The 20,426-nt window shown below is 43.0% G+C and carries 22 protein-coding genes; 13 read left to right on the top strand and 9 right to left on the bottom strand.

The window, feature by feature from the left end:
- Positions 1-249: 249 nt before the first annotated feature.
- The 3 genes from JWQ34_RS08280 to JWQ34_RS08270 are packed head-to-tail and all read right to left on the bottom strand — an operon-like array spanning position 250 to position 2,498.
- Complete coding sequence (locus tag JWQ34_RS08280; protein ID WP_299356361.1) at positions 250-993, bottom strand: C4-type zinc ribbon domain-containing protein; 744 nt, start codon at positions 991-993, stop codon at positions 250-252.
- Positions 993-2,090 (bottom strand): Nif3-like dinuclear metal center hexameric protein, encoded by a 1,098-nt coding sequence (locus JWQ34_RS08275; protein ID WP_299356359.1) that lies wholly within the window; start codon positions 2,088-2,090, stop codon positions 993-995. The genes JWQ34_RS08280 and JWQ34_RS08275 overlap by 1 nt, the downstream gene beginning before the upstream one ends.
- Positions 2,091-2,135: 45 nt before the next feature.
- On the bottom strand, positions 2,136-2,498 hold the full coding sequence (locus tag JWQ34_RS08270) for a TM2 domain-containing protein (RefSeq protein WP_299356357.1): 363 nt from the start codon (positions 2,496-2,498) through the stop codon (positions 2,136-2,138).
- A 157-nt stretch (positions 2,499-2,655) separates the two neighbouring features.
- Between JWQ34_RS08270 and JWQ34_RS08265 the strand changes: the two genes are divergently transcribed.
- From JWQ34_RS08265 to JWQ34_RS08240, 6 genes are all read left to right on the top strand, one after another.
- Positions 2,656-3,738 (top strand): NAD-dependent epimerase/dehydratase family protein, encoded by a 1,083-nt coding sequence (locus JWQ34_RS08265; protein ID WP_299356355.1) that lies wholly within the window; start codon positions 2,656-2,658, stop codon positions 3,736-3,738.
- Positions 3,726-4,517, top strand: a complete 792-nt coding sequence (locus JWQ34_RS08260) for an SDR family oxidoreductase (RefSeq protein ID WP_299356353.1) — start codon at positions 3,726-3,728, stop codon at positions 4,515-4,517. Before JWQ34_RS08265 ends, JWQ34_RS08260 begins: the two co-directional genes overlap by 13 nt.
- Before the next feature lie 4 nt (positions 4,518-4,521).
- Positions 4,522-4,788, top strand: a complete 267-nt coding sequence (locus JWQ34_RS08255) for a hypothetical protein (RefSeq protein ID WP_299356351.1) — start codon at positions 4,522-4,524, stop codon at positions 4,786-4,788.
- 154 nt (positions 4,789-4,942) lie between these two features.
- Positions 4,943-6,610 carry a glutamine--tRNA ligase/YqeY domain fusion protein gene (locus tag JWQ34_RS08250; RefSeq protein ID WP_299356349.1) on the top strand — a complete coding sequence of 556 codons (1,668 nt, stop codon included), beginning with the start codon at positions 4,943-4,945 and terminating at the stop codon, positions 6,608-6,610.
- A gap of 146 nt (positions 6,611-6,756) precedes the next feature.
- On the top strand, positions 6,757-7,020 hold the full coding sequence (locus JWQ34_RS08245; RefSeq protein ID WP_299356347.1) for a hypothetical protein: 264 nt from the start codon (positions 6,757-6,759) through the stop codon (positions 7,018-7,020).
- A 119-nt stretch (positions 7,021-7,139) separates the two neighbouring features.
- Positions 7,140-7,400 carry a hypothetical protein gene (locus JWQ34_RS08240; protein ID WP_299356345.1) on the top strand — a complete coding sequence of 87 codons (261 nt, stop codon included), beginning with the start codon at positions 7,140-7,142 and terminating at the stop codon, positions 7,398-7,400.
- A gap of 8 nt (positions 7,401-7,408) precedes the next feature.
- On the opposite strand, the gene JWQ34_RS08235 is transcribed toward JWQ34_RS08240, so the two are convergent.
- From JWQ34_RS08235 to JWQ34_RS08225, 3 genes are all read right to left on the bottom strand, one after another.
- Entirely contained in the window at positions 7,409-8,236 is an 828-nt protein-coding gene (locus JWQ34_RS08235; protein ID WP_299356343.1) for an N-acetylmuramoyl-L-alanine amidase, read from the bottom strand.
- Between the two features lie 231 nt (positions 8,237-8,467).
- A complete protein-coding gene (locus JWQ34_RS08230) occupies positions 8,468-8,764 on the bottom strand; it encodes a GIY-YIG nuclease family protein (RefSeq protein ID WP_299356341.1) in 297 nt (98 codons plus the stop codon).
- Positions 8,765-8,927: 163 nt separating this feature from the next.
- Positions 8,928-9,797: a neutral zinc metallopeptidase gene (locus JWQ34_RS08225; protein ID WP_299356339.1), complete on the bottom strand. Its 870-nt coding sequence runs from the start codon at positions 9,795-9,797 to the stop codon at positions 8,928-8,930.
- Between the two features lie 394 nt (positions 9,798-10,191).
- Here JWQ34_RS08225 and JWQ34_RS08220 point away from each other — a divergent pair, with 394 nt between their 5' ends.
- From JWQ34_RS08220 to JWQ34_RS08205, 4 genes are read left to right on the top strand one after another with little or no spacing between them, the layout of a single operon-like run.
- A complete protein-coding gene (locus tag JWQ34_RS08220) occupies positions 10,192-10,872 on the top strand; it encodes a DUF6134 family protein (RefSeq protein ID WP_299356337.1) in 681 nt (226 codons plus the stop codon).
- 30 nt (positions 10,873-10,902) lie between these two features.
- Positions 10,903-11,532, top strand: coding sequence for an RNA polymerase sigma-70 factor (locus JWQ34_RS08215; RefSeq protein ID WP_299356335.1), 630 nt, complete (start codon positions 10,903-10,905; stop codon positions 11,530-11,532).
- Complete coding sequence (locus JWQ34_RS08210) at positions 11,525-12,523, top strand: FecR domain-containing protein (protein WP_299356334.1); 999 nt, start codon at positions 11,525-11,527, stop codon at positions 12,521-12,523. Before JWQ34_RS08215 ends, JWQ34_RS08210 begins: the two co-directional genes overlap by 8 nt.
- 52 nt (positions 12,524-12,575) lie before the next feature.
- Positions 12,576-14,288 carry a hypothetical protein gene (locus JWQ34_RS08205; protein WP_299356332.1) on the top strand — a complete coding sequence of 571 codons (1,713 nt, stop codon included), beginning with the start codon at positions 12,576-12,578 and terminating at the stop codon, positions 14,286-14,288.
- Between the two features lie 224 nt (positions 14,289-14,512).
- Here the strand turns inward: JWQ34_RS08205 and JWQ34_RS08200 are convergent, their stop codons facing one another.
- Positions 14,513-16,048, bottom strand: coding sequence for a Do family serine endopeptidase (locus JWQ34_RS08200; protein WP_299356330.1), 1,536 nt, complete (start codon positions 16,046-16,048; stop codon positions 14,513-14,515).
- A 177-nt stretch (positions 16,049-16,225) separates the two neighbouring features.
- Here JWQ34_RS08200 and dapF point away from each other — a divergent pair, with 177 nt between their 5' ends.
- Positions 16,226-17,011, top strand: coding sequence for a diaminopimelate epimerase (gene dapF, locus JWQ34_RS08195; protein WP_299356328.1), 786 nt, complete (start codon positions 16,226-16,228; stop codon positions 17,009-17,011).
- A gap of 29 nt (positions 17,012-17,040) precedes the next feature.
- Positions 17,041-18,432, top strand: a complete 1,392-nt coding sequence (locus JWQ34_RS08190; RefSeq protein WP_299356327.1) for a serine hydrolase domain-containing protein — start codon at positions 17,041-17,043, stop codon at positions 18,430-18,432.
- A 249-nt stretch (positions 18,433-18,681) separates the two neighbouring features.
- Here the strand turns inward: JWQ34_RS08190 and JWQ34_RS08185 are convergent, their stop codons facing one another.
- Positions 18,682-19,179: a hypothetical protein gene (locus tag JWQ34_RS08185; protein WP_299356325.1), complete on the bottom strand. Its 498-nt coding sequence runs from the start codon at positions 19,177-19,179 to the stop codon at positions 18,682-18,684.
- A 5-nt stretch (positions 19,180-19,184) separates the two neighbouring features.
- Positions 19,185-19,769 carry an RNA polymerase sigma factor gene (locus JWQ34_RS08180; protein ID WP_299356323.1) on the bottom strand — a complete coding sequence of 195 codons (585 nt, stop codon included), beginning with the start codon at positions 19,767-19,769 and terminating at the stop codon, positions 19,185-19,187.
- 273 nt (positions 19,770-20,042) lie between these two features.
- Between JWQ34_RS08180 and JWQ34_RS08175 the strand changes: the two genes are divergently transcribed.
- Entirely contained in the window at positions 20,043-20,417 is a 375-nt protein-coding gene (locus JWQ34_RS08175) for a DUF6249 domain-containing protein (RefSeq protein WP_299356321.1), read from the top strand.
- Positions 20,418-20,426 lie beyond the last annotated feature (9 nt).

Below are 20,426 nucleotides of genomic sequence, written 5' to 3'. Positions count from 1 at the left end.
AATAAGCTCACGCTATTTGGAGGATATTGAAAAGAAGGGGAATAGTGCGATCCCTTCCTTGGGGAAGGGAAGGTAGGAGTTTAATAAGCAACGCTTTTCGAATCCCGCGTGGAAACCCCTCCCTGCCTCTGCACTCAAATCAATCGCACCCCTCCCAAGGGAGGGAATGTATATCGAACAAACACCATTAATTTACCCCAACAAAAAAGGCGCCTTATGGGCGCCTTTTCTAATATTTTAAGCTATTACTTATGCTTCTTCAGTTTCTAATGCCATTTGCTCATCAACAAGGATACGTCCGCAATGCTCGCAAACGATAATCTTTTTACGCTGACGGATATCAGATTGACGCTGAGGCGGGATCTGGTTAAAACATCCTGAACATGAATCGCGCTGAATAGTTACCACAGCTAATCCGTTTTTCGCATTCTGGCGTAAACGGGTGTAAGCGGTTAACAAACGTTCTTCAATGTTTTCGGTTGCTTTTTCTGCCTGTGAGGTAAGCTCATTCTCTTCCTTTTCAGTTTCGGCAGTAATGGTACCTAACTCATCCTTCTTGGCATCAAGATCACTCCTGCGTGCTTCCAGATCAGCAAGGGCTTTTTCGTAGATCTGGGTTTTTGAGGTGATCTCAAAGCCATACTCACGTATTTTTTTCTCGCTTACCTGTATATCTAATCCCTGTATCTCAATTTCTTTTGATATGGCATCATACTCACGGTTGTTCTTAACTTCGTTAAGTTGCGTTTCGTATTTTTTGATATTAGCCTGAGCTTCTTTGATCAGGTTTTTGCGGGTTACTATTTCATCCTCTACATCATCCAGCTCAGCTTTGATCTTTTGAATGCGGGTTTCAAGACCTGCAACATCATCTTCCAGATCGGCAACTTCCATTGGCAGCTCGCCTCTTACCTGGCGAATTCTATCAATTTTGGTGTGGATAGTTTGTAGTTCGTATAAAGCTTTAAGCTTTTGTTCTACGGTTTGTTCCATTAAATAAAATATTTGACAGGGTTTGTATTTACTTCTGTTAAACGGACGGCAAAGGTAGTGAATTTTTTTCTAATTATTTCATACAATAATTGCGCCGTAAATTGTTCACTCTCAAAGTGTCCGATATCGGCAATCACTATTTTTCCTTCGGCATCAAAAAACTCATGATACTTGTAATCTGCAGTGACAAAAACGTCGGCTCCTGCCGCAATGGCATGCTTTAATAAAAAGCCCCCTGCACCACCGCAAACGGCCACTTTTTTAACGTGTTTACCTGTTAAGGCTGTATGCCTGATCACATGAGTACGCATTTTATCTTTCACGTGGAATAAGAATGACTCCTCGTTATGTGGTATTTCCAATTCGCCTATCATGCCCGCCCCTACCTGCTGATGCTGGTTGGTTAAGTTAAAAAGATCATAAGCCACCTCCTCATAAGGGTGAGTTAGTATCAACGCCATCAGTATCTTACTCTCCAAATTGGCCGGGTAAATGGTTTCAATGCGCACCTCATTTTCCAGGCTGCGTGTACCCGGTTCACCTACGTATGGGTTGGTATTCTCGTTTCCTTTAAAAGTACCTGTACCATCGGTATTAAAACTTGTTTCGCTATAGTTGCCAATATTCCCGGCACCTGCGGCAAATAAGGCATCACGCACTGCATCGGCATGGCTGCCCGGCACAAAGGTCACCAGTTTTTTTAACAGGTTATGTTTAGGTACCAGTATACGACAGTTTTTTAACCCCAGGGTATCGCAAATACGCTGGTTTACACCGCCCATAATATTATCCAGGTTGGTGTGTATAGCGTAAATAGCAATGCGGCTGCGAATAGCTTTTTCCACCACTCTTTCCACATACGTTTTACTATTGAACTTTTTAAGGCCCTTAAAAACTATGGGATGGTGCGATATAATAACCTGGCAGCCTGTGGCAATAGCTTCATCAACCACGGCCTCGGTACAATCAAGTGAGAGCAGCGCCTGGCTAACTTCCTGCTCGGGGTTACCAACAATAAGACCTGCATTATCATAATCTTCCTGGTATACCAGCGGTGCCAGGCTTTCCAGATATGCAGTAAGTACAGCTAATTTCATGAACAAATATGAGTATAAAGCATTGACCGGAGTAGTGTATTTTTTTTAAGGTGTCATCAGGGCCATCCGGTGACTTTCGTAGGCCATGTTCTTATTATACTCCAAAGTGAGCGATTTATTTTTAATCAGGTCAACAATAGTTCCAATAAAGCAGAGCCCACAGGATAAAATATAAAGAATCCCCATCCCTATCTGACCCAAAATAAAACGTTGAATACCTGCACAGCCAACAAATCCCAGTAAAGTAAAAAGCAATATTTCCTGCGAGTTTTTCCTTTTGCTGTTATACACCGTATAAAAATATCTTTTCTGATTTTCATTAAGTCCCTCTGTGGCTTGATGCAAAAAACCCATTTCTTCGGGGGTTATATCTGCATAATTCATATTGGGATCCGGGTACATATTCATATCAATTAAGGTTTGGAATAAATGTTTGCTCCCAAATTTAATTATTTTATAATATAAAACTATAGGTAATTAAAGGTGTAATTCATTCAAAGTTTACAGTTAAAAATTAATATTTATAACGCATAGGGGTAAACAAGTCAACAGGTGTAATACTGGTATGAAAGTATTAGTTACCGGAGCCACGGGCTTTATTGGCCGACGGCTTACCCTCGAGTTGGCCACTGCCGGTTATGACGTAAAAGCCTTATGCCGTAGTACCGATCATCCCTACCTGATAAAGCATCGGAATATTGAGCCTGTGTTGGGCAATATCCTGTACAAACAAAGCCTGGCAAGGGCGATGGATGGCTGCGCCCAGGTTTATCATACCGCAGCCATGGCCAAAATGTGGTGCCGCAACCCTGACGAGTACCATGAAACCAACGTTACCGGCACCCGAAACGTATTGGAAACAGCCGGTAAAACAGGCGTAGAACGAATGGTATATACCTCAACTTGCGGCGTATGGGGGCCAACCATAAAGCACCCGATGACGGAGCACGATCCGCGTATAACCGGTTTTCCAATTGCTTATGAACGCACCAAATACCTGGCCGAGCTGGAGGTGCAAAATTTTGTAAAGCAAGGCATGCAGGTGGTAACTGTAAATCCATCAAGGGTATATGGCGAAGGTCCGGTAACGGATAGCAACACGGTAGGTAAAATGGTATCGGGTTATTTAAAAGGCAAATGGCGCATTATTCCCGGTAATGGCAGGCAGATAGCCAATTATGCTTTTTTGAATGATGTGGTTGCGGGCCATATAGCTGCTATGAATAAAGGCATTACCGGCGAGCGCTACATTTTGGGCGGTCATGACATCAGCTTTAATGATTTTTTTACAACCCTGCAAGATGTATCAGGAAAGCAGCTAGGCATGATCAAGGTGCCACTAAATATCATTGAACTTTACAGCAGGATGGAGTGGCTAAAAACCCGGCTCACCGGCTTATCGCCTGTATTTTTACCAGAGTTTGCCGAGCGTTTGAAATACGATCAAAAGTATTGCAGCAATAAGGCCGAAACCCATCTAAATTACAACATCACTCCTTTTGCCGAAGGTTTACGCAAAACCGTTGAGTATATAAGAGGGTCAAAGAATAAGGATTATGGGATCAAAGAAAAAAAACCGGGAGAGTCCTTTAATATTTTGCATCATAATTCAGAAAACAATCAAATAAACCTAATATGTCACCATTAACCGCTATTATAACCGGTGCCAGCGAAGGCCTGGGCAAATCATTCGCCATTGAGCTTGCCGGCAGGAACATCAATCTGATGCTGGTTGCATTGCCGTCATCAAGCCTGCCTGAACTGGCCTCGTTCATCCGTAAAAACTTTTCGGTAAAGGTTAATTATCTGGAAACTGATTTGACCCGGACCGAAAGCTATCTCGAAATTTTCGACTATCTACAGGAGCAAGACATCACGGCGCACCTGCTCATCAACAATGCAGGCCTGGGTAACTGGTCGTGGTTTGAGGAAAAAAGCGCCGCTTTTTATAAAATGCAGATAGAACTAAATGTGGTTACCCCGGTACTGCTTACCCGCCTGTTTCTGGCCCAGGCCGATTCCGCCGTTACCTCTTATATTTTAAATGTGGGTAGCCTTGGTGGTTTATTTTTGGTACCTAAAAAGCAAGTGTATGGCGCCACCAAATCATTCATTCGCTATTTTACCAAATGTTTGCAGCTGGAATTGTACGGGTCAAATGTAAAAATAAGCCTGCTTAGTCCGGGAGGCATCAACACCAAACCCGAATTATTGGTGATGAACAATACGCTGAAAGGCATATCAAAAGCCACCATACTGGAACCTGAACAGGTTGCCCGCATAGCTATTGATGGGCTGCTGCAGGGTAAAAAAGAGATCATCCCCGGCATAATTAACCGTTTGCTGGTTTTACTGAACAGTTTATTGCCAGCTTCTGTGAAAGATATGATTATTAAACGAAGATTAAACACTATTTTAGAGTCCTGAATTTATGATCCTGTCATTACCCATATACCGCCTTATTAAAAACCTGTGCAGCTACTTTAACCGCACCAGTAATACCTGTGAGGTACTGAACGACGAAATCATCGTTATTAATTCAGGTAGCCTGCGCGGATTGATACTGGAGTTTCATTATAACCTTTGCCAGGTAAAAATTGGCAAGCGCACCAACATCTGTATTGATATTACCCGCGATGTTTCTGTTGATGTGCTGATGCGCATATTGATGAGCCATAATATCATCCCGGCCCAGTAATTGGACAAAAGAACAAAGACAAAAGGATAAAGGACGTATGAACATTATCCGTTTTCCGCTATAAAAAGAAAATCCTTTGTCTTTTATCCTTTTGTCCTTTATCCCTCTAAGGGGCAAATTTTTTGTTACTTTTGCAGTTATTGCTAAAGTATTTATGAGCGAAGAAAGATCACTGAACTTTTTAGAGGAAATTGTTGAAGAAGATATAGCTGCCGGTAAAAACGGTGGCAGGGTATTAACCCGTTTTCCGCCCGAGCCAAATGGCTATCTGCATATTGGGCATGCCAAATCTATTTGCTTAAACTTCGGGTTGGCACAAAAATATAACGGCAAAACCAATTTGCGTTTTGACGACACAAACCCCACCAAAGAAGAAACTGAGTACGTTGACAGCATTAAGGATGATGTAAAATGGCTTGGTTTTGAATGGGCCAATGAATTGTACGCTTCTGATTATTTTGACCAGATATATGAATTTGCTGTTGCCCTCATCAAAAAAGGACTAGCCTATGTTGATGATAGTTCTGCCGAAGAGATAGCCGCGCAAAAAGGCACGCCTACAGAACCCGGCACACCAAACCAATATCGCAGTCGCTCGGTTGAAGAAAACCTGCAACTATTTGCCGATATGAAAGCTGGCAAATATCCCGATGGCGCTAAAGTATTGCGCGCCAAGGTTGACCTTGCCGCACCAAACATGCACCTGCGCGACCCATTAATGTACCGCATTAAACATGCCCACCATCACCGTACCGGCGATAAGTGGTGCATTTACCCGATGTATGATTTTGCCCACGGCCAATCAGACGCTATTGAGCAAATCACCCATTCCATCTGTACGCTGGAATTTATACCCCACCGTGCTTTGTATGATTGGTTTATTGAGCAATTGGAGCTATTCCCGTCAAAACAATATGAGTTTGCGCGCCTTAACCTGAACTATACCGTAATGAGCAAGCGCAAGCTGCTGCAACTGGTTACCGAAGGTCATGTAGAAGGCTGGGACGATCCGCGGATGCCTACTATCAGTGGTTTACGCCGCCGTGGTTATACGCCTGCCTCTATCCGTGAATTTTGCGAACGCATCGGCGTGGCCAAACGCGAAAATATGATCGACGTTGGTTTGCTGGAATTCTGTATCCGCGAGGATCTGAACAAAACAGCCTGGCGCCGTATGGCGGTGCTCGACCCTATAAAATGCATCCTAACCAATTATCCCGAAGGTGAAACCGAAATTATGCATGGCGAAAACAACCCTGAGGTTGAAGGCGGAGATGGAAGCCGTGAGTTTCCGTTTAGCCGCGAGCTGTGGATAGAACGTGAAGACTTTATGGAAGTTCCGCCCAAGAAATTTTTCCGCCTGGGTGTAGGGCTGATGGTACGTTTAAAGAATGCCTATATCATTAAATGCGATGATTTTGTGAAGGATGCAGATGGCAACATCACCGAGATCCACTGCAGCTATCTGCCTGAGTCAAAATCTGGCCATGACACTAGTGGTATCAACGTAAAAGGAACCATTCACTGGATAAGCGTACCACATGCCAAAACTGCCGAAGTAAGGTTGTACGATCGCCTGTTCCAGGTGGAAAATCCACAGAATGAAGATGGTGATTTTAAGGATTACCTGAACCCCAACAGTTTGCAGATACTGCCTACAGCCTACATTGAACCTGATCTGGCCAATGCCACACCAGGCAAGCCTGTACAGTTTATGCGTAAAGGTTATTTTACGCTGGATAAATATTCGACTGCTGATAAGCTGGTATTTAACAGAACAGTGACGTTGAAGGACGGCTGGAAAAGCCCCCCTACCCCCTGAAGGGGGAGTTCCTGATTAATATATTTAAAAGGTCCGATTTTATAAGAATCGGACTTTTTTTATTTTCTGGTATCAAGCACATCAAAAGTTCCCCCTTCAGGGGGCTAGGGGGTTAAACCTTTCTCAATTTTAACCCTCTAATTGATATGAAAAAGCTATTCCTATCCTTATTGATCGCAATATTGTTTGCCAGCTGTAAAGTTACCCAAGTGTTTATGGGCATGAGCGAACAACAGTATAATAAAGAGCACAGTTATGCTGAACGGGTTGAGATTTCGGCATCCAGAAATGTTTATAAAGAGCTTTATAATACTGGCTATAAGTTTTATTATTTTAAAGAGGGTAAAATGTACCTGATGGATGAGGGTTATATACCATTTGGAACCAAAACTCAAGTACCTTCACGTTAAATTCACAAGCAAACAAGCACATCAAAAGTTCCCCCTTCAGGGGGTTAGGGGCTAAATCCAGCGATTGGAGTAAGGGTATATACTCATTAAAGTGTTTTACACTCATTATGATGCATTTTATGAAAAAGTTAATCCTACCCTTGCTGTTGGTTGTATTGTTGATGAGCTGTTCGAGCCAGCGGATATCGCTGGGTATGCCCGAGCAGCGATTTATTAAACAACATCCTTATGCCACACAGGTTGAACTCTCTGAACGCAGAACCGTTTACCTGGATAACCAGGGCGCCGAGTTTTATTATTTTAAAGATAGCAAGCTATACAAAATGGACCACGGCTTTACGCCTTTTGGTTCCGCAAAACCTGTCCCTTCCCGGCAATAACACAAAACTCAATACTTCCTATACACATTATACAAAATGTTCAGATCCAGCTGGGTCATGGTTGGGGTTTCGTCGGTTTGAACAAAGTGGCGCTTGAAGGCTACGATGGCCGCCGGCAGATCGCGGGTATCATAGCCAATGAGTTTGAGGGCCGTGGCATAGTCAAAATTATCGGGGGCCAACTCCAGCAGCTCATCGCTCCAATAGCCAAATCCCTTTTGGGCTAGCAGTTTCCAGGGGAAAAGTGGTCCCGGGTCGGGCTTACGGAGTGGTGCTATATCCTGGTGACCGATAAAATTGGCCGTAGGTATGCCGTACACCTTTTTAAGCTGTGTAAGCAATGCCAGCAGGCTTTTTATCTGCACATCATTAAAAGGCTCCTTGCCGTTATTATCAATCTCAATACCGATAGAGCCGCTGTTCATATCCGTTATGCTACCCCAGCGACTTATACCTGCATGCCAGGCCCGAAGATAATCGTTAAGCATGTGGTATACTTTGCCATCCTTGGCCACTACATAATGGGCGCTCACCTGTGGCCGCACTAGTGTAAAAGTTTTCAGCGTTTGCTGTATCGAGTCCTGCGCGGTGAAATGAATGATCACATAGTTGGGCTTGCGCAGGTTAAAGTTCACCGTACCCACCCACTCGCTGGGTACAGCAGCACCCGCGCTATCCGTGAGCATGGCCGGCTGCGCCAGTTCAATAACCCTCACCACCGAATCGGTTTTGTTTGTGTACACCTTGTTGGTTAAAGCATACGGCCCCTTTGGCGAGCAGGAACTAAGCGCCGCAAGAGCGGCTATGAAGAGAATGGTATAGTGGTGGTTTTTCATGTGTGTTGCTAATGTAAGCAATAACACAGGAAGATGAAAGATGTTCGCGTGTTCGGATGTCCCCAGTGTTCCTTATAATCATCACGTAATTGCAATGACATGGCGGAAAAACAATGTAAAATATAAACTATGTCATTGCGAACGATAGTGTGGCAATCTCACGCATACAGAGCGGGTTTGTTTAGTTCGCGATTACTTCGTTCCTCGCAATGACATGGAGGGACGGGTTTATCAATCATACCACCCATCGCTCAAATCTTTCCATGATGGGTTATCGGCAACTATCAGATCAATTTTATCTTGTCTTGAACCTGCTTTTAGTTGTTTTTCTCTTGCGATGGCATCCTGTATCCATTGAAATGCTGCGTAGTAAACCAATTTATCACAGTTGTACTTAGCCGAAAATCCTTTATATATTTTTAATTTATGTTCTGATATACGGTTTTTTAAGTCGTTCGTAACACCTACATACAGAACTGTATTTGCCTTATTGGTTAAAATGTAAACATAGTATTCATGTATTTTCATTTTGGCTAAGGCATAATGTTAATTACCCAATACAATTAAAAAAATAAATATGTCATTGCGATCCGCCGACTGGCGGAGGGGCAATCTCGGCGCTTACAGGGCGGACTTGCACGGTTCGCGGTTGCTTCGTACCTCGCAATGACATGGTTATGAGGCCATCCCCCTACTCCAAATCCCCATCCCCAAAAGTATTGCCTTGATTAATATCACCGGTTTCGTAGCCTTTTTTAAACCAGTACATGCGTTGAGCGCTGGTGCCGTGGGTAAAACTGTCGGGTTCCACACGGCCCTGGGCTTGTTTTTGCAGGCGGTCGTCGCCGATGGCGTTGGCGGCATTCAGGGCTTCTTCAATGTCGCCTGCGTCGAGCACTTTTTTCATGCTTTGTTCATAATGCGCCCATACACCGGCAAAAAAGTCGGCTTGTAGCTCCAGCTTTACGGATAGCTTGTTGTATGCTGTTTCGCTGAGGCGGTTTCGGGCCTCGTCCATCTTGGCCGAAATACCCAGCAGGTTCTGCACATGATGCCCAACCTCGTGCGCTATCACATAAGCCTGTGCAAAATCGCCGGCAGCGCCAAAACGGGTCTTCAGTTCATCATAAAAAGAAAGATCAATATACACCCTCGCATCTGCCGGACAATAGAATGGCCCGCTTGCCGAGCTGGCATTACCACAACCCGATTGTACAGCATTCCTAAACAGCCTTAAATAGGGCTTTTCGTAAGTTTTACCCATATCGCTGAAGATCTTGGTCCAGATATCCTCGGTATCGGCCAGCACCACCCCTACAAATTGTGACGCTTGGTCTTTAGGCGCGTTAGGGTCTTTGGCCCGCTGCTCAGTTTGCGCCGGGCCATTGCTGGCTACCTGGCTTAGTAGTTGCGAGGTATCAACCCCAGTAAAATAGTAAATAGCCAGCGCTATAATGCTTACAATACCGCCGCCCAGGGCAAAGCGACCACCGCCGCCTCCACCACTGCCACCGCGGTCGTCTTCTACGTTATCGCTTTCGCGTCTTCCAAGCCATTGCATAGTGTTCGTGATTAAGATCCTCAATCCAAGCCCCTCTTCGAAGGAAAGAGGCTTTAGGTTTTGCTACTAACAAGGTACGAATTATTAAGTTTTTTATAACTGCTTTTTTCCAATAAGAGAGTTTAGGAAATAACGTTTTTTGTCATGCTGAACAGCGTGAAGCATCTATTAAGCGCCATGCACATTCGCGAGTAGATCCTTCGTTCCTCAGGATGACAATTTCTATTTTGTCCTTGCTCTTTGCTTCACTTTAAAATGATCTACTAGTTTAGTAGATCATTTTTTCTATCTTAGTATTTATTATGAAATCACGTAGGGGTAAAGCTTTAATATGTTGTAATAGCTGTAGTTAAGAATCATACAGTTGTTCACCGTACATTAAAACTTTACCACCATGATAACCGCATTATTGATCTGGCTCTTTAAAAAACACCTTGTTCCTTTCCTGAAGAACAGAAATATCAACCCGTTATATTTTTTCAACCCTTTAAAAAAGGTGACTACACTGCTGGCCGTACTTTGCTTTTCGGGCAGCCTATTAGCGCAGGAGCACACCGTAAAATATAATGTGCTGCACAGCGGCAAAATTGTGGGCCATATGGACCTGTACCAGAAACGCAATGGCGATGATCTGTACCTGAAGATGATATCCGAAGTAAAAATGCGGTTTATCATGAGCATTAACGTAGATATTAACGAGGAATCGGTTTTTCAGGGTGGCAAGCTCATCAACTCCAACATTTGCCGCAAGGTAAACGGTAAGGAAAAGGCCAGTAGGCAAACCAAGGCTTGCGGCGATTGCTACCAGGCTACGGCCGACGGCAAAAGCAAGCAGCTTGATCAAAAGTATATTGGCGCTAACCTCATGCTACTGTATTGCCGCGAGCCTGATAATAACGAGCAGATCTACTCAGACAATTTTCAACAGTTTTTGCAGGTAAAGCAGGTTTCGCCGCATGTATACCGTATTGACCTACCCGATGGTAATTACAATTTTTACTCGTACACCAACGGCATTTGCAGCAAGGTTGATATACACCACTCGCTTTATACCATCCAAATACAACTGGCCTGAAATGCCGCTTTTCATCCGCACTTCATAAATATGATCGCCAAACAAGCTATCTTTAGCGCATACTTTCACCCGTTTCAAGTGGAATACAGCGATAGCACGGTCATCAATTTATTAAAACAGGGCAGCGAAAAGGCATTTGAATGGTTATTTAAAACACATTTCGAAAGTCTGCACGGTTACGCCTATACCTTTTTAAAGGATGATGAAATGGCCGAGGAAATTGTTCAAAATGTATTTTGCCGGATCTGGGAAAAACGTGGTCTGCTTAAAACGGATGGTTCATTAAAGGCTTACCTGTATCGCGCGGTACATAACGAAAGCCTGAACTATTTAAAACACCAAAAAGTTAGGGCAACGTTTGATGTGTACTATGCCGGGCAGTTGGACCAGGAGGAAGAACAGGCTTCGCAAAAAGTGGTTACCGCCGAGCTGCAACAGCGCATTGATACCGCCATGAGCGAACTGCCGCAGCAATGCCGTACTATATTTCAACTGAGCCGCTTTGAGCAACTCAAATACCAGCAAATAGCTGACCACATGGGGCTTTCCATCAAAACAGTGGAGAACCAGATGGGCAAGGCACTGCGTATGATGCGCCAGAAACTGGCAGAATTTTTACCGATTGTTTTACTTTTAATAATGAAATGGTTGTATGAGTAATACAGGCACGCCTATAGATGATGATTTGCTGGTAAAATACCTGGCAGGCGAAGCTACGCCCGCCGAGCATTTGCTGGTGGAAGAGTGGGTTGCTGCCAGTGATACCAACCGCAAGCTTTTTGATGAGTTTAAGCTGATATGGGACCAAAGCCCGGTTACTGCACGGAATGTGAATAAGGATGATGCCTTTATCCGCTTACAAAACCGGATTAAAAACACCGCACCAGCTCCACGCAAAACATTAATGAAAAGGCTGAAACCCTCGCAATGGATAGGCCTTGCGGCATCGGTTGTTTTAATATGCACCGTACTTTGGTTAACGTTTAATCACATTTATGATAACGGATCGGTTTCGTTTGTACGCATCGACAGTAAGAACAAGGTACATACACAAACCCTGCCCGATGGATCGGTTATTACATTGAACAGCAATTCGACCATTGTATATCCGGGTAAGTTCACCAGCAATATCCGCCCGGTGAGTTTGCGGGGTGAGGCTTTTTTCAAAGTTACTCCTGATAAAACAAAGCCTTTTATAATTAAGGTGAATGATGTAACGGTTAGGGTAGTTGGAACGTCATTCAATATCAAGAGCCGTAATGGCAAAACCGAAGTAATTGTGGAAACAGGCATTGTAAAGGTGAGCAAAAAACAAAACAGCGTAGACCTGAGCCCCGGCGAAAGAGTAACTGTTACCCAGGAACAAGGCTTATTAGCCAAGGAGGTAAGCAAAGGCAAGCTGTACAACTATTACTTAACCAATGAACTGGTGTGCGATAAAACGCCACTGCATGAGGTGGTGCAAACGCTGAATGAGATATACGGAGCCAACATCGTGATAGCCAATAAATCATTCGAGAACCTGCCTATTACCACTACCTTCAAGGGGCTGTCTGTTGATGAGATCGTGACTATTATAACCGATACTTTTAGAACCAGTACTTTTAAAATAAAGGTTGAACATCAAAACAAGCAGATCATTTTGAAATAACAATTCTACCGCATCTATGAGCTGTTTACGCCGATACCTCCTTTTCACTTTAATGATATTAGTCTTCCCGATAATTAGTCGCGGGGCAGCAGCCGAATCCATCCTTGCCAAAAACATATCGGTACATGTAAACAATATGCGCCTGGGCACGGTGTTAAAAACCATTGAGGAAAAGGGCAACTTCACTTTCTCATACAACAGCAATATTGTAAAAACGGATAGCCTGGTAACTATTAATGCCGATAACTGGACCATTAAAGAAGTGCTTGACCATATGCTGCAAAGCCGCTTTGAATATAAGGAAACACACAATTTCGTGATCTTGCGTTATGCCCCGCTGCAACTATCCCTAACTACCGAAAAGGCAGCTGCCGAGGGCGACGAATACAGCATTACCGGTTTTGTGGCCGATGAGCAGAGCGGCAAAAGGCTGGAAAACGCCAGTGTGTACGATCGTTCCCTGCTGCAATCAACCCTTACTGGCAAGGATGGGCAATTTGAGCTTCACCTTAAAAATAACGGCCAACCGGTTACCATAACCATCAGTAAGGAATTTTATAAAGATACCACCATTACCTTTTTAGCCGGTGTTACCGTAAACCCAAATACTAATAAACCCAAAAGCCTGATTGATTATGTGATCAGTGATGACTATGAAGGCATTGAAAATACATCGTTGGGGAGGCTTTTTATCTCCACCAAACAACAAATACAGGCAGCCAACCTGCATGGCCTCATAGCGCAGGCCCCCTTCCAGGCATCGGCCATTCCGGGAGTAAGTACCCATGCCGAGTTTAGCGGACAGGTGGTTAACACCGTTTCGTTAAATGCCGTAGGCGGATATAATGCCGGAGTTGATGGTTTTGAGCTAGGTCTTATTTTCAACCTTGATAAAGGCGATGTTGGCGATTTTCAGTTAGCCGGTATATTCAATGTAGTGGGTGGCAATGTTAACGGGTTTCAGTTGGGTGGCCTATATAATAACGTATTGGGCAGTGTTCGGGGCTTTCAGATCGCGGGACTGCACAACAGCGTAAAACGCGATCTGGATGGCATACAGCTATCTGCCTTATACAACCATACCCGGGGCCGGGTTAATGGCGTACAGGCCGCCGCGCTGGGCAATATAGCCGGTCAAAAGGCTGCGGCTTTGCAGCTGGCTGGTATCGGCAATATAGCGCAGCAAAAATTTAGTGGTGTACAGGTAGCCGGGCTTTTTAACTATGCCCGCAATTTGCGCGGCGTACAGATTGGCCTGATTAATATTGCCGATACCTCATCGGGCTACAGCATTGGCTTAATAAACATTGTGCGTTACGGGTACCATAAACTGGCCCTGTCAAGCAACGAAACCATGAATGCTAATTTGGCCTTCAAATCGGGCAGTCAAAAACTATATAGTATCTGGACTGGCGGCCTTCGGGTAAATGATAACAGCAAGCTATATGCCTTCGGCCTTGGTTTTGGCAGGGAGTTTAGCCTGGGCAGGCACTTGGCCATTAATCCCGAACTCACCCAGCAATATGTTTACCAGGGTAACTGGACCCGGACCAATCAGCTGAGCCGGTTGGATGCCAGTTTAACCTATAAGGTTAGCAAATGGTTTGCTATCAACGCCGGGCCATCATTAAACCTTTTTTATTCGGATCAGCGCAATCCGGTTAATGGGTATGCTTACGTTCGAGATCTGCACCATAGTTTTATATCCAGCAGTAATAGCTGGAGCGGCTGGGTTGGCTGGACTGTGGGGTTGAGTTTCTTTTGATGAATGATTGCTTGTGAGGAGGACACAAGCAATGGGGAAAAAATAAAAACAACGTCATTGCGAGGAGGAACGACGTGGCAATCCCCGATATGCAGAGCCGCTCTGTAAAGTTAGGGATTGCTTCGTACCTCGCAATGACGCGTGGATATAAGGGTTCCTCTCTCCAACAAAAAACCCGGCTTGCGGCCGGGTCCTTTTTATTAATCACTCTTATTAAAATTTACTTATTGTACCTGGAACATATTATTAAAGTTTGTTCCGTCGGGATAGTAGCCTGAAATTACCAGGTTACCGTTACGCAGATTGGTGATCGCCTTATCAATATCGGCCACACTGTTTATGGGCGATTTGTTGATACTGGTAATGATAGAGCCAACAGGGATCTCAAAATTATCAAACACACGGCCCGGACGAACTTGTGTTACTTTAACACCTGAGTTAACATGGAACTTCGCTTTTTCGGCAGAGGTTAACGGCTGGAAGCCTGCTCCCAGTTTATTAAACAGCTCCTCGGCCGATTTTGAAACTACAGCGGTACGTGTGGTTGGTGCAGCATCGGCTTTAAGCGTTACCGCAAAGTTTTTCTCTTTGCCATCGCGTAGTACGGTCATGTTTATTTTATCGCCAGGCTGTAAACGGCCTACACGCTCCTGCAGGTCTGATGATTCATATACGGCTACACCTTCTACTTTTTCAATGATATCGCCTTTTTTAATACCAGCCTGTTCGGCGCCACCGCCTGCTACCAGATCGTTAACATACAAACCGTTGGTATTGGTTACGCCAAGCTGCTGGGCAACATCAGGATTCAATTCTGTAAAGCTTACGCCAACAAAGCCACGTTTTACGGTACCGTATTTTTTAATATCGTTCAATACCTTTTTGGCCAGATTAACCGGTATGGCAAAACCATAACCTTCATATGATCCGGTGTGCGATGCTATAGCCGCATTGATGCCAATCAGTTCGCCTTTAGTATTTACCAGGGCGCCACCGCTGTTACCAGGATTAATGGCCGCATCTGTTTGAATAAATGATTCAATAGCTTTATTCAGCTTGGGTGCTGCTTGTTGGTTACGGGTACGGCCAAACGGATTATCGTCCTGGTTATCCTCACTTCCAATAATACCAATATTACGGCCCTTGGCGCTTATAATACCAGCTGTTACGGTTGATGTTAAGTTAAATGGGTTACCTACGGCTAATACCCACTCCCCTACACGGGTTTCATCAGAGTTACCTAATTTTACAATAGGCAAGTCTGTAGCGTTGATCTTGATCAGGGCGAGGTCAGTGTTTGGATCAGTGCCGATCACCTTAGCTTGAAAAATACGGTGATCATTGGTGGTTATGGAAATTTTATCCGCTTTTTCAACCACGTGATTATTGGTTACAATATATCCGTCGGTTGAAATGATAACACCAGAGCCCGAAGCTTGTTGCTGACCCTGCGGACGCGAACGCTGGCCAAACATATCACCAAACATTTGCTCTAACTGGTCTTGCCCACCGCCTGATTGACTGCTGTATGTTGTTTTGATATATACTACCGCCGGGGTTACCGCCGCGGCAGCTTCTGTAAAATCAAGCGCCCCGGTTGATGATACAACAGGCGCTGTTTTATTACTGGTGAAATACACTTTTTGCTTATCCTCAAAGCTCATATTATCGGCATATTTACTTTCAATTACCTTATATGCGCCTAAAGCCAGTGCACCTCCTGCAAATGCGGTTAATAGTGTTAAACCTATCTTTTTCATTTATATTTGCCTTTCTTTATTTATGTTTATATAATTTAACAACTCAAATTTAATACCATTAAGACTACATTATCAACGATTAGTTAATGGTTTTTTTGTTAAATTTTGTTAAATTAAAATTACCCGGCAACAATACTGTTACTTAACAGTAAGTAGCTGATAATAAATGACATTATTGTGAATATACGATTTTATAAATACCAGGGTGCCGGCAATGATTTCATATTGGTTGATAACCGTGAAACCAGGATAGATCATACCAATCCAAAGTTGATTTCAGACCTGTGCGACCGCCGTTTTGGTATTGGCGGCGACGGCATGATGTTTCTGCAAAATAAAGAAGGTTTTGATTTTGAGATGGTTTATTATAATGCCGATGGGCAGCCCAGCAGCATGTGTGGCAATGGCGGTCGCTGCATTGTGGCTTTCGCTAAATTTTTAGGTATTATTGAAACCGATACTGAATTTTTGGCCGTTGATGGCCCGCATCATGCCAAAATTTCCGATAGCGGCGATTGGGTAAGCCTACAAATGATTAATGTTGAACAGATTAACACCGATAAGGATGCCTACGTCCTCAACACCGGATCGCCCCATTATGTAAAACAGGTGGAGGATCTGGAGCATCGTAACGTGTACCAAGAAGGTAAGACTATCCGTAACAATGCTACTTACCGTGAAAAAGGTATCAATGTAAATTTTGTTGAACCAATTACTGACGGTTATTTTGTACGTACCTTTGAACGCGGTGTGGAAGATGAAACCTTTGCCTGCGGAACCGGTGTTACCGCCGTTGCCCTGGCTATGGCCAAACATCATCAACAAACCGGACAGATCACTACCCCCATCAAAGTATTGGGCGGCAACCTCAACATCCGCTTTAATTACGACGGCAAAACGTTTACAGATATTTTTTTAGAAGGCCCCGCCGTGCAGGTGTTTAGTGGCGAGGTGGAGATTTAGTATCTTTACTTTACACGCTAAAATGCTTCATGAAATACTGCAACTTTAAAATGTTGGTCTTGTCCTGGTGCTTTTTTCTTGCATCAGCAGTCTCTTACGCTCAATCATCGCAGGATGCTATCGATGGGTTAATTAAACAAAGATTTCCGTTTGTTGGCCCTGGTTGTGTTGTTTTAGTTGCCAAAAAAGGGCAGATCATTTATACAAAGGCTTTTGGGATGGCCGACCCACAAACCCAAAAACCAATGCAAACCGACATGATTTTCAGGATTGGCTCTATGACCAAGCAATACACAGCAATAGCCATCCTTCAGCTGGTAGAGCTGGGTAAAATATCATTACAAGACAGCATACAGAAATATGTAAAGGAGTTTCCATCTAAAGGTTACCCGATCACTATTGAAAATGTACTGACTCAAACATCGGGGATACCCGATTATATGACTATTCAAAATCATGATCCCGCCAAAAATCGTAATGAATATACCCCGGCACAAGGCGTAGATTATTTTAAAGATGAACCTTTAAATTTTAAACCTGGTAGTAAATTCGAGTATAGTAACTCTAATTTTTACTTACTGGGTTATATTATTGAGCAGGTAACATGGCAAACCTATGAAAGTTATATAAAAAAGCACTTATTTGAATCTGCCGGGCTGCAACACACTTATTATATTCATAAGGATGCAACTGCAACAAATATAGCATCAGGCTATTCCCGATCTGGCGGTAAGAACTGGGATTCGGCAGAGCTTCAGGATCCGACTATAATGTATGCGGCCGGTGGTATTATGACTAATGCAGGAGATCTTTTTAAATGGCACCAGGCTCTGTCTGCCGGGAAGCTGGTATCTCCTAAAACTTTACAACAAGCCTATACACCGTACCAATTTCCTGATGGTTCCTTATCTGAATATGGTTATGGCTGGTTCATCAGAAATTTAGATGGAAGCAAGACCATTGAACACAGTGGATCAACCGATGGTTATCAAACTGATGAAATCTATTTACCCGAACAAGATGTTTTTGTAGCTGCTTTATTTAACGGTTTTGAACAGGACATGGATTTTGTTACACTGTCCAATGATATTGCAAGACTTGCTATCAATAAACCACTGCAGCACGAACTCAAATTAAAGGTTGATAGCTTGGGTAGATATGCTGGAACTTATATTTATAATACTGAACACCAAATGCTTGTTACGTTTAAAGACAATCAATTATTTGTAGAAGCCAGTAACCCTAAAGACCGTTTACCACAAGTTAGGCTATATGCTAAAAGCAGTAACAGGTTTTATATAAAAGAAGCGCCTATTGAATTTGAGTTTATTGAAAGTGCAGGTCGGCCGTTTAAACTTATTACCTATAATACACATGGCAAGGATGCCGAATGGCAGAAGTTAAGTCTCCGTAAAAAATAAAAGCCCCCTAGACTTGCTCCGGGGGACTTTCAACCTAAACCTTATCACAATTAAACCGGTAAGTTTACCAGTTCATGTAAGGTTGTACAATTACTATACCAAAAATAGCTGGCTCTATATTTTTTTTTGATTATACTATTAGTGTTACTTTAACACTATGCAAAAGTTGATATTCAGATTACATAATTACCTGTAAACTGACCAGTTGTATGGTCACTTGTCGGTTTTGTTGTACAGACTGTACAACACTTATACTTGTTTTGCTGTTTTTTTTCTGCGCAGGTAGGCATCTGTTAAAAATAAGGCAAGTACTACATCAAATATCAAAAACCATTTTAAAAATGGTCCGTTAAAAAGGCTGTTGGTGCTGGGTAGTTTTACATTAGCCGGCAACTTGATGTCAGCAGTACTTACATGAATATCTGAAATATTGATATTGGCAAATGAAAATACCAATAATGCCAGTATAGTGAACACAAAGAAAATAGATATGCCCAAAATGATCCGTTTATCAATGGCGGTCTTAAGGGGTTGCATCGCGTTTTCGGCGCGTATGGCTTCCATTACATTATAGGTAAAGGCCATAGGCGGTTCATCCAGTTCTATGGCTGCAAGCTCCTGATTAAGCGCCAGCAGTTCCTGATATTTTTTGGCGTACACTTCATCCTGCTCAATAAGCCTGGCAATGGCATCCTGTTCAACTGGTGTGCAGGTTCCATCAATATAGTTCCAGAGTTTTTCTTCCATGGTGTTCATATCAATTCTTTCACCTCATTTTTTAAATTGTGCTCCAGCCTTTCTTTCAAACGCTGGCGCGCCCTAAATAGTTTAACTTTTACGCTATTAGCTTCAATACCCAGGGCTTGTGCAATCTCTTCTAAAGATTGTTCGCCTTTGTAAAATAACGTAATTATAGTAGCATCATCAGGTGTTAACTGTTCAATAGCCTGGTTAAGGTAAAATGATCTCGACTTGTTCTCAATATTATCAGTATCATAACCTGACGATACGTTTTCTATTTGTATATATGTTTCCTCATCATCAATTGATGAAGTATCCAGTCTTTTTTTGCGCAGCGATGTCATGGCCGTGGTATATACAATACTATATAACCAGGTGCTAAATTTCGACTCCTGTTTAAATGACTCTAAAGAACGAAAGGCTTTAACAAAACAATCCTGTGCTACTTCTTCCGCATCTTCGCGGCTCTTGGTAAAACGCATAGCCAGTGTAAACACAAAACGCTGATGAAGCCTTACCAGATCGGCATAGGCGGATTGGTTCCCCTTAAGAGATAGTTTAATCAATTCAATATCCGAAAGCTTGCTCTGCATCATTTATATGCTCTCTGACTACATGTCTTCTGGTTAGGTTACAACTTTTTTTAGTTTGCAGTTCTTAGCGGGCAGTTGGCAAGACCATACTATATAACATAACCCCCAGCTTTTAATAAAGATAGCGTAAATACACAGCACTGCCAACTGCATACCAAGAACTGCTAACTTTTTTAAAATATGGTGTAACCTCATTTAAAATTATGTAGTCATAGCTTACAAATACACCAATTATGGTGTAATGAAACAGAAAAAATTAACCTTTAAAATTTAAATATGATGAGTACACAACAAATGGCGTTACTTATACCAATGGTGGTAACCACAGCTATGTTTGCAATGGTGTTTGGTATTTTTTACCTGTATAACCGCGAAAAAATGGCCATGATAGAGCGCGGCATGGACCCACGCAGCAATAAAGAAGCTAAACCAATAAACCGTAATTATGTGCTTACCTGGGGTTTGCTGTTAATAGGTGCCGGCGTGGGTTTGTTTCTGGCTTTTTTATTGGATTATAGTATGCCGACTTCAAAAACCCAAGACATTATTGCAGGATTGTATTTTTCTTTAATAGCCATATTTGGCGGAACAGGCCTATTTGTAGCTTATCTGATAGAAAAGAAAGATACTAAAAAGCGTGAAGAAGAATAATTGAAAAAG

It is taken from the genome of Mucilaginibacter sp. (genome assembly GCF_028288185.1).
In the GTDB taxonomy this organism is placed as follows: Bacteria; Bacteroidota; Bacteroidia; order Sphingobacteriales; family Sphingobacteriaceae; genus Mucilaginibacter.
This window is presented reverse-complemented; position numbering and strand designations above follow the sequence as displayed.

Coding starts and splice junctions, on each gene's coding strand:
- JWQ34_RS08280 (WP_299356361.1), bottom strand. CDS start 993: ATGGAACAAACCGTAGAACAAAAGCTTAAAGCTTTATACGAACTACAA.
- JWQ34_RS08275 (WP_299356359.1), bottom strand. CDS start 2,090: ATGAAATTAGCTGTACTTACTGCATATCTGGAAAGCCTGGCACCGCTG.
- JWQ34_RS08270 (WP_299356357.1), bottom strand. CDS start 2,498: ATGAATATGTACCCGGATCCCAATATGAATTATGCAGATATAACCCCC.
- JWQ34_RS08265 (WP_299356355.1), top strand. CDS start 2,656: ATGAAAGTATTAGTTACCGGAGCCACGGGCTTTATTGGCCGACGGCTT.
- JWQ34_RS08260 (WP_299356353.1), top strand. CDS start 3,726: ATGTCACCATTAACCGCTATTATAACCGGTGCCAGCGAAGGCCTGGGC.
- JWQ34_RS08255 (WP_299356351.1), top strand. CDS start 4,522: ATGATCCTGTCATTACCCATATACCGCCTTATTAAAAACCTGTGCAGC.
- JWQ34_RS08250 (WP_299356349.1), top strand. CDS start 4,943: ATGAGCGAAGAAAGATCACTGAACTTTTTAGAGGAAATTGTTGAAGAA.
- JWQ34_RS08245 (WP_299356347.1), top strand. CDS start 6,757: ATGAAAAAGCTATTCCTATCCTTATTGATCGCAATATTGTTTGCCAGC.
- JWQ34_RS08240 (WP_299356345.1), top strand. CDS start 7,140: ATGAAAAAGTTAATCCTACCCTTGCTGTTGGTTGTATTGTTGATGAGC.
- JWQ34_RS08235 (WP_299356343.1), bottom strand. CDS start 8,236: ATGAAAAACCACCACTATACCATTCTCTTCATAGCCGCTCTTGCGGCG.
- JWQ34_RS08230 (WP_299356341.1), bottom strand. CDS start 8,764: ATGAAAATACATGAATACTATGTTTACATTTTAACCAATAAGGCAAAT.
- JWQ34_RS08225 (WP_299356339.1), bottom strand. CDS start 9,797: ATGCAATGGCTTGGAAGACGCGAAAGCGATAACGTAGAAGACGACCGC.
- JWQ34_RS08220 (WP_299356337.1), top strand. CDS start 10,192: ATGATAACCGCATTATTGATCTGGCTCTTTAAAAAACACCTTGTTCCT.
- JWQ34_RS08215 (WP_299356335.1), top strand. CDS start 10,903: ATGATCGCCAAACAAGCTATCTTTAGCGCATACTTTCACCCGTTTCAA.
- JWQ34_RS08210 (WP_299356334.1), top strand. CDS start 11,525: ATGAGTAATACAGGCACGCCTATAGATGATGATTTGCTGGTAAAATAC.
- JWQ34_RS08205 (WP_299356332.1), top strand. CDS start 12,576: ATGATATTAGTCTTCCCGATAATTAGTCGCGGGGCAGCAGCCGAATCC.
- JWQ34_RS08200 (WP_299356330.1), bottom strand. CDS start 16,048: ATGAAAAAGATAGGTTTAACACTATTAACCGCATTTGCAGGAGGTGCA.
- JWQ34_RS08190 (WP_299356327.1), top strand. CDS start 17,041: ATGAAATACTGCAACTTTAAAATGTTGGTCTTGTCCTGGTGCTTTTTT.
- JWQ34_RS08185 (WP_299356325.1), bottom strand. CDS start 19,179: ATGGAAGAAAAACTCTGGAACTATATTGATGGAACCTGCACACCAGTT.
- JWQ34_RS08180 (WP_299356323.1), bottom strand. CDS start 19,769: ATGATGCAGAGCAAGCTTTCGGATATTGAATTGATTAAACTATCTCTT.
- JWQ34_RS08175 (WP_299356321.1), top strand. CDS start 20,043: ATGATGAGTACACAACAAATGGCGTTACTTATACCAATGGTGGTAACC.